Annotated in this window: 12 protein-coding genes; 8 read left to right on the top strand and 4 right to left on the bottom strand. The window is 67.1% G+C overall.

The features are described from left to right. Positions 1-16: 16 nt before the first annotated feature. From EJI01_RS21465 to EJI01_RS21445, 5 genes are all read left to right on the top strand, one after another. Positions 17-919 (top strand): helix-turn-helix domain-containing protein, encoded by a 903-nt coding sequence (locus EJI01_RS21465; RefSeq protein ID WP_126839160.1) that lies wholly within the window; start codon positions 17-19, stop codon positions 917-919. A gap of 130 nt (positions 920-1,049) precedes the next feature. Continuing rightward, positions 1,050-2,732 carry a thiamine pyrophosphate-binding protein gene (locus EJI01_RS21460; protein WP_260602570.1) on the top strand — a complete coding sequence of 561 codons (1,683 nt, stop codon included), beginning with the start codon at positions 1,050-1,052 and terminating at the stop codon, positions 2,730-2,732. Positions 2,733-2,762: 30 nt separating this feature from the next. Further along, positions 2,763-3,740: a tripartite tricarboxylate transporter substrate binding protein gene (locus EJI01_RS21455; protein WP_126839158.1), complete on the top strand. Its 978-nt coding sequence runs from the start codon at positions 2,763-2,765 to the stop codon at positions 3,738-3,740. Positions 3,741-3,781: 41 nt separating this feature from the next. Further along, positions 3,782-4,099: an NIPSNAP family protein gene (locus EJI01_RS21450; protein ID WP_126839157.1), complete on the top strand. Its 318-nt coding sequence runs from the start codon at positions 3,782-3,784 to the stop codon at positions 4,097-4,099. A gap of 75 nt (positions 4,100-4,174) precedes the next feature. Beyond that, entirely contained in the window at positions 4,175-4,990 is an 816-nt protein-coding gene (locus EJI01_RS21445) for an SDR family NAD(P)-dependent oxidoreductase (protein ID WP_126839156.1), read from the top strand. 40 nt (positions 4,991-5,030) lie between these two features. Here the strand turns inward: EJI01_RS21445 and EJI01_RS21440 are convergent, their stop codons facing one another. Genes EJI01_RS21440 through EJI01_RS21430 form a run of 3 tightly spaced genes read right to left on the bottom strand, consistent with a single transcriptional unit; the run spans position 5,031 to position 8,303 of the window. Continuing rightward, the gene (locus tag EJI01_RS21440; protein ID WP_126839155.1) at positions 5,031-6,020 is read right to left on the bottom strand and encodes an alpha/beta hydrolase; all 990 of its coding nucleotides are present in this window, start codon (positions 6,018-6,020) and stop codon (positions 5,031-5,033) included. A 6-nt stretch (positions 6,021-6,026) separates the two neighbouring features. Continuing rightward, positions 6,027-6,794, bottom strand: a complete 768-nt coding sequence (locus EJI01_RS21435; protein ID WP_126839154.1) for a coniferyl-alcohol dehydrogenase — start codon at positions 6,792-6,794, stop codon at positions 6,027-6,029. A gap of 33 nt (positions 6,795-6,827) precedes the next feature. Beyond that, positions 6,828-8,303, bottom strand: coding sequence for a benzaldehyde dehydrogenase (locus EJI01_RS21430; RefSeq protein WP_126839153.1), 1,476 nt, complete (start codon positions 8,301-8,303; stop codon positions 6,828-6,830). 369 nt (positions 8,304-8,672) lie between these two features. On the opposite strand from EJI01_RS21430, the gene EJI01_RS21425 reads away from it, so the two are divergent. The 3 genes from EJI01_RS21425 (at position 8,673) to EJI01_RS21415 (ending at position 12,424) form a co-directional block, all read left to right on the top strand. Further along, a complete protein-coding gene (locus tag EJI01_RS21425; protein ID WP_409513975.1) occupies positions 8,673-10,391 on the top strand; it encodes a sigma 54-interacting transcriptional regulator in 1,719 nt (572 codons plus the stop codon). A 129-nt stretch (positions 10,392-10,520) separates the two neighbouring features. Further along, positions 10,521-11,555 carry an RNA methyltransferase gene (locus tag EJI01_RS21420; RefSeq protein WP_126839151.1) on the top strand — a complete coding sequence of 345 codons (1,035 nt, stop codon included), beginning with the start codon at positions 10,521-10,523 and terminating at the stop codon, positions 11,553-11,555. Between the two features lie 26 nt (positions 11,556-11,581). Further along, the gene (locus EJI01_RS21415; protein WP_260602568.1) at positions 11,582-12,424 is read left to right on the top strand and encodes an ATP adenylyltransferase family protein; all 843 of its coding nucleotides are present in this window, start codon (positions 11,582-11,584) and stop codon (positions 12,422-12,424) included. Between the two features lie 5 nt (positions 12,425-12,429). Here the strand turns inward: EJI01_RS21415 and EJI01_RS21410 are convergent, their stop codons facing one another. Further along, the gene (locus tag EJI01_RS21410) at positions 12,430-13,290 is read right to left on the bottom strand and encodes a hypothetical protein (RefSeq protein WP_185879001.1); all 861 of its coding nucleotides are present in this window, start codon (positions 13,288-13,290) and stop codon (positions 12,430-12,432) included. Positions 13,291-13,589 lie beyond the last annotated feature (299 nt).

Raw genomic sequence — 13,589 nt, 5'->3', positions numbered from 1 at the left:
GGTGAATCGATCATCCATGGCAAGCTCCCTCGCGCACACCACGGCTACTGCCGATTTCCCGGTCTTCGACAGCTCAGACTTCAGCGGTGAAGCAGGTGCATTCCATTTCGATCTCGTACGGCTCGAGGACCGTCCGGACATCCCTCGCGGCTTCCCGCACCGTCACAACTACTATCACCTGCTGTGGATGAGCGAAGCGGCGGGCACGCACCTGCTCGACTTCGAGACCTTCGATGCGCGCGCCAACACGGTGTTCTTCGTCTCGCCCGGCCAGCTGCACGCCTGGGCCTCTGCCGTGCGGCCGAAGGGTTTCGTCATCAACTTCAGCACCGAGTTCTTCGTGCAGATGTTTCCGCGCTCCGACGACATTGCGCAGTACCCCTTCTTCCACATCGCCTCCGACGCGCCCGTGCTCTACCTCGATCAGGCCCAGCACGACGAACTGCTGCCGCTGCTGCTGGAGATGGAAAAGGAAATGCTTGGCCGGGCGGAGGCGCGCCTGGACATCGTGCGCTCCTACCTGCTCGTGCTGCTGACCCGTTTGCGGCGGCTCTATCCGGCACGTGCCGCCGACGGCGCCTCCCCCCAAAGCTACTCGCTGACCAAGCGCTTCAAGCTCCTGATCGACCAGCACTACCTCGACTTCGGTCCGCTGCGCGACTATGCAGAACGGCTGCATGTCACGGAGCGCCAGCTCAACGATGCCGTCAAGCGCACGCTCGGCAAGACCGCAGGCGAACTGGTTCACGAGCGCCTCGTGCTCGAGGCCAAGCGGCTGCTGTGCAACACCGACATGGGAGTCGCCGAGATTGCTTTCCACCTTCACTTCGAAGACCATGCCTACTTCAGCCGCTTCTTCAAGAAGCGCACGCAGCTGACACCCGGCGAGTTCAAGAAGCGCTACGGCACATTCCGCTAGCTGGCCCCTAGTCCGGCCGGTCGAAAAGTACAAGACGAGCTCGCAATCGTCCTACCGCCTAAGGCGCCCGGCCGCCTAAAGTTCATCTCTCTTCAACTCCGCCGCCGCGATGGCGGTCCGATGGCTGACGATGAACGATTCCCCCAAGCTCCGTACCGGCGGCCAGCTGATCGTCGATGCGCTTCTTGCGCAGGGCACAGACACCGTGTTCTGCGTGCCGGGCGAGAGTTACCTCGACGTGCTGAACGCGCTCCATGCGCAGCAGGATGCCGTGCGCGTGGTGGCCTGCCGCCACGAAGGCGCCGCCGCCTTCATGGCCGAGGCCCACGGCAAGCTCACCGGCCGGCCCGGCATCTGCATGGTCACGCGTGGGCCGGGTGCCACCAACGCGAGCATCGGCGTGCACACCGCCTTTCAGGATTCCACGCCCATGATCCTGCTGATCGGCCAGGTCGGGCGCGACATGATCGAGCGTGAAGCCTTCCAGGAGATCGACTACCGGCGCATGTTCGGCCCTTTCGTGAAGTGGGTGGCGCAGATCGACGACGTTGCGCGCGTGCCCGAACTCATGGCGCGTGCCTATTCGGTGGCGATGTCCGGGCGCCCCGGTCCGGTGGTGCTGGCGCTGCCCGAGGACATGCTGACCGACTCCGCCTTTCCCGCCGCGGCACCGCGCGTGGAAGTGCCGCAAGCGCATCCCGAGCCCGCGGCGATGCTTCGTCTGCGCGACCACCTTGCCGCGGCGCAACGGCCGCTGCTGCTGCTCGGCGGACCGGGCTGGAGCGCGCCGGGCCGCGACGCGATCGAGCGCTTCGCCGTGCAGAACGGCCTGCCCGCGGCCTGCGCGTTTCGACGGCAGGACCTCTTCGACAACCGCCATCCGCAGTATGTCGGCGAGCTCGGCATCGGCGTCAATCCCGAGCTCGCCAAGGCGGTGCGCGAAGCCGACCTGCTGATCGCCGCGGGCACGCGATTGGGCGAGATCGTCACCAGCGGCTACGCGCTGCTCGAAGTACCGGTACCGCGCCAGCGGCTGGTGCACGTGCTGCCCTGCGCCGAAGAGCTCGGGCGCGTGTACCAGCCGGCTCTCAAGATCCTGAGCAGCGTGGCCCCCTTCGCGCAGGCCGCAGCTGCGATGCCGCCGGTCGACCCGGCACCGCGGGGCGCTTGGCTCGCACAACTGCGCGGAAACTACGAGCGCTATATCGCGCCCTCGACGCGCCGGGCGAAGCTCGACCCCGCCCGCGTCATCCAAACCCTGCGCGACACGCTCGAGCCCGACGCGATCCTCACCAACGGCGCCGGGAACTACAGCGCCTGGGCGCACCGCTATTACCCGTTCTCGCGACCGCACACCCAGCTTGCGCCCACCAGCGGCGCGATGGGCTACGGCGTGCCGGCGGCCATCGCGGCCAAGCTGCAGCATCCGTCGCGGCAGGTGATCTGCCTGGCCGGCGACGGCTGCTTCCTGATGACTTCGCAGGAGCTCGCGACCGTCAAGCGCCATGCGCTGGCGATCGTCTTCATCGTCTTCAACAACGGCATGTACGGCACCATCCGCATGCACCAGGAAGTGAACTATCCGGGCCGGCCCATCGGCACCGACCTGTGCAATCCCGATTTCGTGCTCTACGCGCAATCCTTCGGCCTGCATGCCGAGCGGGTGGAGCGCAGCGAGGACTTCGCGCCCGCGCTGCAGCGCGCCCTCGCCGCTGGCGGCGCGCTCATCGAGCTCGCGATCGAGCCCGAGATCCTGACGCCGCGCGCCACCCTGAGCGAGCTGCGCGAGAAGGCGCTGCGCGCCGCGTCCTGACCGACCTTTCTTTACCAACAGGAGACAGACATGAACAAACTGCTGCGGGCCTCGGCCCTGGCGGCACTGGGCGCATGCACGCTGATGCAGGCCCATGCACAGGGCCCGGCCGATTTCCCGGCGCGCCCGATCCGGATCGTGGTGCCCTTCGCTGCCGGCGGCGCCACCGACGTGATCGCCCGCGTGGTGGGACAGAAGATGTCGGACCAGCTGGGCCAGCCCGTCGTGATCGACAACAAGTCCGGAGCCAACGGGAACATCGGCGCCATCGCCGTGGCTCGTGCCACGCCCGACGGCTACACGATCCTGATGGCGACCTCGAGCCACGCGATCAACGCGACGCTCTACCGCAAGCTCGACTACAGCCTGACGAAGGACTTTGCCGCGCTGTCGAACCTGGCATCGGTGCCGCTGGTGCTGGTGGTGAATCCCGGCGTGCCGGCGCGCAGCGCGCCAGAATTCGCGGCCTTCGCGAAGGGGCAGGGCGACAAGCTCAACTTCGCCTCCGGCGGCACCGGCACGGCGGCGCACCTCGCGGGCGAGCAATTCAACACCCTGGTCGGCGCCCGCATGCTGCACGTGCCCTACAAGGGCGGCGCGCTGGCGCAGACCGACCTGATCGGCGGCCAGGTGCAGGCGATGTTCGCCAATCTGCCCGAGGTGCTGACGCAAGTGCAGGCCGGCAAGCTGCGGCCGCTGGCGGTGACCGGCAAGGCCCGCCGCGCCAGCCTGCCAGAGGTACCGACCTTCGCCGAAGCCGGCTACCCGCAGATGGACGCACGCTCGTGGTTCGGCCTCTTCGCGCCAGCCGGCACGCCGGCGCCGGTGGTGGCCAAGCTGTCCGCATCGATCGCGCAGGCGGTAGCCGACCCGGCCGTGCAGGCGCGCCTGAAGGAACTCGGCGCCGATGCCATCGGCGACAGTCACGAAGTCTTCCAGCCCTTCGTCGCGCAGGAAGTGAAGCGCTGGGGCGCAATGGTCGAACGCTCAGGCGCGACCGTGGACTGAATGAGAGAACCCTCCAGAATCCGCAAGAAAACCGAGAACACATGCTCTACGACGTACGTACCTACACCTGCCGCCCCGGCACGCTGAAGCGCCATCTCGCGCTGTATGCCGAGCACGGCTTCGACACCCAGCGCCGCCACCTCGGCGAACCGCTCGCCTATCTGCAGACCGAAACCGGCAACGTCAACAGCTACACGCACATCTGGGTCTTCGCAGATGCGGCGGATCGCGCCGGCAAGCGCGCGGCGATGCAGCGCGACCCTGCCTGGGCGAGTTATCTCGAGAAGAGCGCGCAAGCCGCCTATCTCGTGTCCCAGGAGACGAAGCTGATGGTGCCGACCTCCTTCTTCAAACCGTGACATCGCGCTGCGCGCACGCGCGGCCTCGGCAGCCGCAAAGACTGGCGTCACACTTCCTGTCCACGGAGAACAAACATGCAGAACTACCGCCAACTCTTCGATCTCACCGGTAGGACGGCCGTGGTGCTGGGCGCGGCCTCGGGCATCGGCCAAGCCTCGGCACATGCACTGGGCGCGATGGGCGCGCACGTGGTGTGCGCGGACCGCGATGCCGATGGCGCGCAGGCAACGGCCGAGCAGATCGCGCAATCGGGCACGGGCTCCGCCGAATGGCGCAGCACCGACGCAGCGAGTGGCGCGGACATCGCCGCCCTGGCCGCGCACACGCTGGCGGCGCGCGGACGCATCGATGTCGCGGTCGCAACGCCGGCGCTCAACATCCGCAAGCTCATCGTCGACTACACGGACGAGGAGTTCGACCAGGTCGTGAACCTGAACCTGAAGGGCGCCTTCCATTTCATGCGTCGCTTCGGCACGCCGATGATGAAGCAGGGAAGCGGCAGCCTCATCCTGTGCTCGTCGATGCGGGCGGTGACGATCGAACCCGGCCTTGGAATCTATGCAGCCACAAAGGCCGGCATCGCGCAGATGGTCAAGGGCTTCGCGTCCGAGGTTGGAAGCTACGGCGTGCGCGTCAACGCGGTCATGCCCAGCATCATCGAGACCCGGCTGACCGCTCCGCTCAAGGAGCGTCCGGCCATCTACGACACCTACGCGGCCCACACGGTATTCAATCGCTGGGGGCAGCCGTCGGAGGTGGGTTCGGCGGTGGCCTTTCTCGCATCCGACGCGGCCAGCTACATCACGGGCAGTTCGCTGTCGGTGGATGGCGGGTGGACCGCGATCGACGGCCCGCCCACGGGCCTGACGGCCACGCGACCGTCCGAGTAGGACGAAGGCCGCCAGCCAATGGATGGCATGACAGTCTCCTTCAGTGACCGGGGTGGGAGCGGGGCGACAGTTGCGTGCGCAGCCACGCCGCCAGGTCGGCCATCACCTGGGTGCCCAGCGTCGATACCGCGGTGAAGTGAATGCAGGCGTGGATGGCACCGGGGTAGTGGCGGTGTTCGGTCGGCACGCCCGCCTGCGCGATGCGCAGCGCCAGCGCATGGCCTTCGTCACGCAGCGGATCGTGGCCCATGGTGGCCAGCCAGGTGGGCGGCAGCGTGTCCAGTGCCTGCGAATGCAACAAGGCGAAATCGGAATGCCGCGCCAGCGCTTGGCGCCCGCCGAGGTAGCAGTCGACAAACCATTGCATGACGCCGGTGGTGAGGAACTTGCCCTCGCCGTTCTCGACCATCGAAGGGCTCGGCTCGCTGTAGTGCTGGGCGACGGGATAGACGAGGCCCAGCGCACGCGGCGCGATCGCGCCGGCTGCACGCAGCGCCGCCACGGCGGCGAGCTGCGCGCCCGCGCTGTCGCCGGCCAGCGCGATGCGCGACGGATCGGCGCCGAGCTCGTGCGCGTGCGCGGCCACCCAGCGCAGCGCACAGGCCACGTCGTCCGCCGCCGCTGGAAAAAGATGCTCGGGCGCCAGCCGGTAGTCCACCGCCACCACCACGGCGGCCACGTCATGGCACAAGGTGCGGCAAACCTTGTCGTGGGTTTCGAGGTCGCCGATCACGAAGCCGCCACCGTGCACGTAGAGCAGCAAGGGAAGCGGCCCCTGGGCGTCGGGCTGGTAGATGCGCAGCGTCAACCGGCTGCAGGGTCCGTCGATGACGCGGTCGTTCGCCGACGCGATGGCCGGCGCCGGCAGCCCCAGGCCGGCGGCCAGGTCGCGGTAGATCTGGCGCGCCACCGGCGGCGGCAGCGACTCCAGCGGCGGATTGCCTTGGGCGGCGGCTTGCGCCAGAAAGCCGGCCAGCGCCGGGTCGAGAGGCGCCGTGTCGAGCACGGTGGGGATGGAAGGGTGGGTCATTGCAGGTCAGATGTAGGTCGATGCCAGCCCGCCGTCGACCGGGATGGTGGCGCCGCTGATCCAGCGCGCCTGGTCACTGCACAGCCACGCGATCACCGGCGCGATCTCGTCGGCGAAGCCGGGGCGCAGCATGCGGTGCGCATCGGCCTGCACCCGCTCCTGGCCGAGCATGCTCACGAAATCGCCCAGGATCGGCGTGAACACCGGACCCGGCGCGACGCAGTTCATGCGCACGCCGTGTTCCAGAAACCATTTCTGCGACTGCGTGGCACTCCAGACGATCAGCGCTTCCTTGAAGTACTGGTAGCAGCTCTCCTGCGGCACGGGGTGGTCGCGCAGCCAGTGGGCGCCGGCCTCGAAGCCTTGCGCGGCGGCCAGGGCCTTGTGCGGCTCCAATCGCTGCGGCCATTCGGCGCCGAGGATGGAGGCCACGTTGACGATGGAACCGCCACGCGGGATGCGTGGCAGCGCCTGTTCGGTCAGATGGCGCAGCCCCAGGTAGTTGATGTCGGCGACCAGCTTGACCGGCGCCGTGCCGGGCACGCCGGCGATGTTGCACAGTGCGTCGAAGCGCTCGGGCAATTGCGCCACGGCGGCATCGATGGCGGCGACAGAACCCAAGTCGGCCTTGACGAAACCGTCGAGCGTGAGGCTGGGGTCGTTGCGGTCGATGCCGATGATGCGGGCGCCGGCAAAGCGCGCGACGCGCACGACCTCGGCGCCGATGCCCGACGACACGCCAGTGACGACGATGGTTTTTCCTTGAAGCTGCATGAAATGTCTCCTCGGGGGTTCAGTCGATGGCACTCAGAACGGATAGGGATGCGGCGCCTGCTTGATGGTCAACCACTGCCACTGGGTGTATTCCTCCCAGTCGGCCGGGCCGCCCACGCTGCTGCCGTTGCCGGCGATGCCGGGGCCGCCGAAGGGGTTGACGCACTCGTCGTTGACGGTCTGGTCGTTGATGTGAACCATGCCGGAGTTCAACTGCGCGGCGATCGCCATGGCCCGTCCGATCGATGGCGAGATCACCGCCGAGGCCAGGCTGCCCTGGTGGTTGTTGGCCAGGGCCACGGCCTCCTCGTCGCTCTTGAAGGTGATGATGTTGGCGACGGGGCCAAACACTTCTTCGTCATACGCGCGCATGCCGGCCTTCACGCCCGCCAGCACCGTGGGTTTGTAGAACAGGCCGTCGCTGCTGCCGCCGGCCAGCAACTGCGCGCCGGCGGCGATGCTGTCCTGCACGATGGCGTGCACGCGGTCGCGCTGCTTGGCGTCGATCAGCGGGCCCAGGGCCACCTGGCCGCTGGCGCCGTCGCCCACCGGCAGGTGCTGGGCCTTCGCGACAAGACGCTGCGTCAAGTCGGCGGCGATGCTCTCGTGCACGATGATGCGATTGGTCGCCATGCAGATCTGCCCCTGGTGCAGATAGGCACCCCAGGCCGCATTGCTCGCGGCCACGTCGAGGTCGGCGTCTTCCAGGATGATCAGCGAGTTGGCGCCGCCCAGCTCCAGCGTCACCTTCTTCAGATGACGCCCGGCCAGTTCGCCGATGCGCCGGCCCACGGCGGGCGAGCCGGTGAAAGCGATCATCGGCACCTGCGCATCGGTCACCAGGGCTTCGCCGGCGGCGGCGTCGCCGGGCAGCACCTGCAGCAGGCCGCCGGGCAAGCCAGCCTCTTCGAACACGCGGGCGATCATGAAGCCGCCGCTCACCGGCGTGCGCGAGTCGGGCTTGATCACCACGCCGTTGCCGGCCGCGAGGGCCGGCGCCACGGCGCGAATGGTGAGGATGAGTGGAAAGTTGAAGGGCGAGATCACGCCCACCACGCCACGCGGCACGCGCCGCGCCAGGCTGGTGGTGCCGCTCGCGCTCGGCAGGATCTGGCCTTGTGCCTGCAGTGGCATCGCCGCCGCCAGATGGCACAGGGTGATTGCCTCGCGCACCTCGTGCTGTCCCTTGGGCAGGATGGCGCCAGTCTCCCGGGCGACGTAAAGCGCCAGCTCGTCGAAGTGCTGCTGGAACAACGCCGCGGCCCGTTGGAACACCGCGGCCTTCTCGCGCGGCGCGACCTGCGCCCAGCTTTTCTGCGCGCGCGCCGCGGCGGCCGTGGCCAGTGCCACATCCTGCGCGTCGGCGATGCCGACGGCCGCCATCACCTGGCCCGTGGCCGGTTCGACGACGTCGCGCACACCGCCTGCGGACGCGATCCACCCGCCATTGAACACCTTGCCGGCCCAGGCCGCCGCATCCAGGAACGCCAGCTTCTCCGAAACACCCATGACTCACCCCTTGCGTAAAAGTTGATCGGCCGGCCGCGGGCGGAAATGCCCGCGGCAGTGCCTTCTTTTCGCAACGGGCGTACCAGCGGCGCCGCGGCGGGGTGGCACGACGCCATGCGCGAGGCCGGTTTTCATTGGGGATTAGGGGAATTCCCGGATCCCTTGATAGTTATCGTGAATAACTGGTTTACCCTGATCGGCGCCTTCATCAAATGATCAAAAATCGGCCGCTCGTTTCACCAATCGATGAGCTCGGAATTGACCAAACTCACTGCCTCGCCGGTCCCGGAGCGGATCTCGCTGGCCGACGTGGCGCGCGCCACCGGCGCTGCGCTGGGCCGGTTCGACGGTGCCGAAGTGGCGCGTGCGATGAGCCGCTTCGAGGCATCGCATGTGGGCAGCGAAGAACACCCGACGATTGCCGACATCAGCGAATGCCTGTTCTTTTCGCCCGGTGACGGCCGCATCTGGCTGCAGGATCAGCGCATGGTGCTTCTGCACACCGAGGCGCTGGGCTCTCTGCGGCGCGAGCTGATCGACAGCCTGGGCCAGGAGAAGGCCCGCGGCCTGTTCACGCGCGCGGGCTATGTCAGCGGCGCGCGCGACGCGCAGCTGGTGCGCGAGCATTGGCCCGAGGCGGAGCCGGCCGCGGCCGCCATGGCCGGCACCCGCCTGCATGCCCTGGAAGGCCTGGTGAAGGTCGAGCTGGTGCACGCGCGCTACGACCCCGAGACCTCGGACTACGAGGGCGAATTCCTCTGGCACCACTCGAGCGAAGACGACGAACACATCGCGGCCTACGGCATCGGCGGCTCGCCGGCCTGCTGGATGCAGGTGGGCTATGCCACCGGCTACGTCAGCACGCTGTTCGGGCGGCTGGTGGTGTTCCGCGAGGTCGCCTGCCGCTCGATGGGCGAGAGCCAATGCCGCGTGATCGGCAAATCGGCGGAGCGCTGGGACGATGTGGAAGAAGACATGCGCTACCTGCGCGCGCGCGACTTCGTCGGAGTGTCTCGGTGCGGCGGCGCAGCGCCGCAAGCCGCGGAGTTGCCCACGTCGCCGCGCAAGAGCGACGCGATGGTTGGCGCGTCATCGGCCTTCAACGCGGCCTGCCACCTGTTGCATCGCGTGGCGCCGACCACCGCCACTGTGCTTTTCACCGGTGAGTCCGGCGTCGGCAAGGAAAAGTTCGCCAGCATGCTGCACAACATCAGCCCGCGGCGCGACAAGCCCTTCATCGCAGTGAATTGCGCCGCCATTCCGGAGACGCTGATCGAGTCGGAGCTGTTCGGCGTGGAACGCGGCGCCTACACCGGCGCCGGCGCAGCGCGGCCGGGACGCTTCGAGCGCGCCCACGGCGGCACACTGTTCCTGGACGAGATCGGCACGCTGAGCTACGCGGCCCAGGGCAAGCTGCTGCGCACCCTGCAGGAGGGCGAAGTCGAGCGCGTGGGCGGCACGCGCAGCGTACAGGTGGACACGCGCGTCATCGCGGCCACCAACGTCGATCTGCGCCAGGCCGTGCGCGAGGGCAAGTTCCGCGACGACCTGTTCTTCCGGCTCAATGTCTTTCCCATTCACCTGCCGCCGCTGCGCGAGCGGCGCGATGACGTGCCTCTCTTGATGAGCCATTTCCTGCAGCACTACGGCCGCAAGCACGGCCGGCAGGTCGCCGGCTTCACGCAAGCCGCCGTCAAGGCGCTTCTGAACTACGACTACCCCGGCAACATCCGCGAACTGCAAAACCTGATCGAGCGCGCTCTGATCGTCGCGCCCGAGGGCGGCCTGCTCGAAGTCCACCACCTGTTCACGAGCGGCGAGACGCTGGATAAGAACGTGCTGTCGGTACGACCGGATGGCCACTTGGCTGGCGCGGGCGCTGCCGACGCCGCGCCTCCGCAGGCCAGGCCTGCGAGTCACGCCGTGCCGGACCACGTCGGCTCCGGTTCATTGGGACAAGTGGAAGAAACGCTGATACGCCGTGCGCTGGAACAATGCGGAGGAAACCTCTCCGCGGCGGCGCGCATGCTGGGCGTCACGCGTCCCCAACTTGCCTACCGTGCGCGCAAGCGCGGCATCACGGGCTGACGACCGCCTCCCAGCGACTCGCGCCGACGTTGCACAATCCGTCGCATGTCGACCATCACTCTGTACGTTTGCGCGCCAGCGCGACTGGACCACTGACGTGTCCAGGAGTCCATTTGCGCCGGGCAGTGCATGCGAATTCCCGAACTGAAACGGCGGCTGCGCGAAGCCGGAGCGGGCCCGAGCCACGAGCACCGGATCTTGCGGCTGTGGTCCCATGCGCTACCCCGAAACAGCGGCAAGCGTCGACCAGAGAGCTTCTTTCCGTCGTCGCTGCTGGCTGCCCTGCCGTCCATCGAAGCTGAGCTTGCGGGGCTGGCGCGCATCCATGCGGTCCACCCCGGCGCCGATGGTTCCGAGCGGTTGCTCGTCGCCCTCGCGGATGGTCAGACCGTGGAGAGCGTGTTGCTGCCTCGGGACGGCCTGTGCGTCTCGTCGCAGGTCGGGTGCGCCGTCGGATGCCGGTTCTGCATGACGGGCCGCGACGGATTGCTGCGCCAACTGGGAAGCGCCGAGATCATTGCCCAGGTCGCCCTCGCGCGCGTACGCAGGCCGGTACGCAAGGTGGTGTTCATGGGCATGGGCGAACCGGCCCATAACCTGGACAACGTGATGGAGGCGATCGACCTGCTCGGCACGGTGGGCAACATCGGCCACAAGAATCTGGTGTTCTCCACCGTGGGCGACCCTCGCGCATTCGAGAGACTGCACCAGCAGCGCGTCAGACCGGCGCTGGCACTCTCATTGCATACCACCAAGGTTGAGCTGCGCAGAAGACTCCTTCCGCGCGCTCCGCACATGAGTCCCGAGGAGCTGGTCGCCGCCTGCGAACGCTATGCAAGAACCACCGGCTACCCGATCCAGTACCAGTGGACGCTGCTGGAAGGTGTGAACGACGGGGAAGAGGAGATCGAAGGCATCGTCAGACTGCTCTCGGGTAAGTACGGCGTGCTGAACATGATCCCGTTCAACGCGGTGGATGGCGTGGCGTTCGACCGCCCGTCGTGGGAGCGTTGCGAGCAGATGGCTCGCACGCTGCACCAGCGGGGCATTCTGACGAAGCTGCGCTATTCGGCCGGCCAGGACGTCGACGGCGGGTGCGGCCAGCTGAGGGCGCGCGCAGCCGAAATACAGGTGCCGCTTCGAAGGGCCGAAGACTGGCGTTAGGCCCGACCCGGGTCGAGAATGACCGCGTGTTTTCGCTGTCCATCGTCCAACATGCAATGCTGCGCGCCCTGGCAGACGGTGCACTGCAGCCGATCGAGACTCAAGCCGTTCTCCTCGACAGCGATGGCGTCCGGTTCGTCTTGCGCACGGTGTCGAGCCTCGCGCGCAAGGACAAGGCGCGCCATGCCGCGGCGGCCGCGGATCCACTCGGCGACTACGACCGTTCTCTGTTCGTAGCCGACCTCGCGCCCTCGCACTACGTCCTGCTGAACAAGTTCCAACTGCTCGCCGGCCATGTGCTGCTCGTCACGCGCCGCTTCGAACGCCAGGAGTGCCTCCTTAGCGTCGAGGATTTCGCGGCGCTCATCGCTTGCCTGAGCGAAGTCGATGGACTCGGCTTTTACAACGGGGGCGTCGAAGCCGGGGCCAGCCAGCGGCACAAGCACCTGCAGCTTGTGCCGCTTCCGCTCGCAGACGAGAGCCCGGACGAAGTACCGATGGAGCGGGTGCTCGGCAGCGGCTCGCTGCTGCCGTTCAGGCATGCGTTCGCACGTCTGGCGCCGCAAGCGACGGCGCCCGAGCTGCATGCCCTCTATCGCGAGTTGCTTCACCGGTGCGGCATTTCAGCCATCGCCGGCGAAGAGGGCGAGCTGCAATCGGCGCCTTACAACCTGCTGGTTCGCCGAGGCTGGATGCTCGTCGTGCCGCGTTCGCGCGCATGCTTCGAATCGATTCCCGTGAACGGGATCGGCTTCGCCGGCTCATTGTTCCTGCGTTCGCAAGAGGCGCTGGACCGCGTCCACGCAATAGGGCCGATGCAGGTGCTGCGCGCGGTTGGGATGCCGCAGGACGTGCCTCACGACGCGTGACGAGCTCAGCCGACATCCGGCGCGGCCAGCTGCGCAGGGTGGCTGCCGAGGATCTGCTCGATGGTCCTGACCGACTGGGGGTGCCCGAATTTCCTGTACGGAAAGTAGCGGGGGCCGACGTAGATCTTCTCGATATCGGCCGGCACGTCAGCGAACGCGGCGGAATAGGCGCCATGAACGAAGAAGGCATTGGCGCCCGAATGGGAGTTGCAGCACACCAGCCGATAGCCGAATCGTTCGAACAGTTTGGCGAAGCTGGTCAGTGAAGCGCCGAAGTAGTCATCGCCTTTCCAGCTGTGCTTCGCGTCATAGACGATCTGGAACTCCACGGGCGGCGGGAACTTGCCGTTGTATTCGACGATGAACAGCTTCGGCTCGAGCCCGCTGGCCAACAGTTTCTCGGCAAAGTAGATGTCGTTGCCGTCCAGGTCGAGCGAGATGACGTCGATATGGGTCGACGAAATCCTGCTCAGCCCTTGCTGCACCAGCGGCAGGATGTTGTCCAGCGTGATCCAGTCGCGGAGGTAGGCGAACCGGTCACTGTTCGGGTCAATGCTGATCCTGAGAGTGTCGCCGCCGACCCAGAAGCCTTTCCAGCCCAGCGAAGCCAGGATCAGCGTGTTGTTCTCCGTCCCGTCGCCGACACCGAACTCGATGTAGACGCCTTTCTTCAGGCAGTCGATTCGCTTCAGGATCTCGAGGGTGAGGCCATCCTCATCGGTCTGGGAGAAGCACTTCTTTCCGTAGCGGTTGAGCGGATTGGGATGATCGGTCCGGGCCGATCGGGTCTGGTGGTGGAGCGTGAGGTCGAACAGTCCGCTGATGGCGGCTCCGACCTGGCGTCCCTGAGTCGACAGCACCTGCATTCTTGTTCTCAGGTTGTTGAAGAGGCGCATGGCTGGGTGTCCGAAGAGTTGATCTGCTCCAAAGAACGGCCCTGGCCAACCAAAGCGACGAAGGGCGCCCGCTACAACTTGTTCGCTGCCATCTCCCAGGCCGACGCTGGGAAAGTGAAATCGAAGTATTCGAATTACAACTCTGCGCCCCCTCGAGCACAAGTTCGCATCCGCGATGGAGCCTCACTCACAACGCGTCCTCCTGCCCGAGGACGCTTTGGCGCCGGCGCGATTTCGGCTGAGGTAGCTGCAGGCCGCCGCGAGCACGG

Origin of the sequence: Variovorax sp. MHTC-1, assembly GCF_003984645.1 — a bacterium.
Classification (GTDB): Bacteria; Pseudomonadota; Gammaproteobacteria; order Burkholderiales; family Burkholderiaceae_C; genus Variovorax.
Note: the sequence above shows the minus strand (reverse complement) of the source record. Positions and strands in the feature narration are given on the sequence as shown.

What these genes read in the sequence shown, in the direction of transcription:
- EJI01_RS21445 (WP_126839156.1), top strand. Translation starts at nt 4,175, where the DNA reads ATGCAGAACTACCGCCAACTCTTCGATCTCACCGGTAGGACGGCCGTG.
- EJI01_RS21460 (WP_260602570.1), top strand. Translation starts at nt 1,050, where the DNA reads ATGAACGATTCCCCCAAGCTCCGTACCGGCGGCCAGCTGATCGTCGAT.
- EJI01_RS21440 (WP_126839155.1), bottom strand. Translation starts at nt 6,020, where the DNA reads ATGACCCACCCTTCCATCCCCACCGTGCTCGACACGGCGCCTCTCGAC.
- EJI01_RS21425 (WP_409513975.1), top strand. Translation starts at nt 8,673, where the DNA reads ATGAGCCGCTTCGAGGCATCGCATGTGGGCAGCGAAGAACACCCGACG.
- EJI01_RS21450 (WP_126839157.1), top strand. Translation starts at nt 3,782, where the DNA reads ATGCTCTACGACGTACGTACCTACACCTGCCGCCCCGGCACGCTGAAG.
- EJI01_RS21430 (WP_126839153.1), bottom strand. Translation starts at nt 8,303, where the DNA reads ATGGGTGTTTCGGAGAAGCTGGCGTTCCTGGATGCGGCGGCCTGGGCC.
- EJI01_RS21410 (WP_185879001.1), bottom strand. Translation starts at nt 13,290, where the DNA reads ATGCAGGTGCTGTCGACTCAGGGACGCCAGGTCGGAGCCGCCATCAGC.
- EJI01_RS21455 (WP_126839158.1), top strand. Translation starts at nt 2,763, where the DNA reads ATGAACAAACTGCTGCGGGCCTCGGCCCTGGCGGCACTGGGCGCATGC.
- EJI01_RS21420 (WP_126839151.1), top strand. Translation starts at nt 10,521, where the DNA reads ATGCGAATTCCCGAACTGAAACGGCGGCTGCGCGAAGCCGGAGCGGGC.
- EJI01_RS21465 (WP_126839160.1), top strand. Translation starts at nt 17, where the DNA reads ATGGCAAGCTCCCTCGCGCACACCACGGCTACTGCCGATTTCCCGGTC.
- EJI01_RS21435 (WP_126839154.1), bottom strand. Translation starts at nt 6,794, where the DNA reads ATGCAGCTTCAAGGAAAAACCATCGTCGTCACTGGCGTGTCGTCGGGC.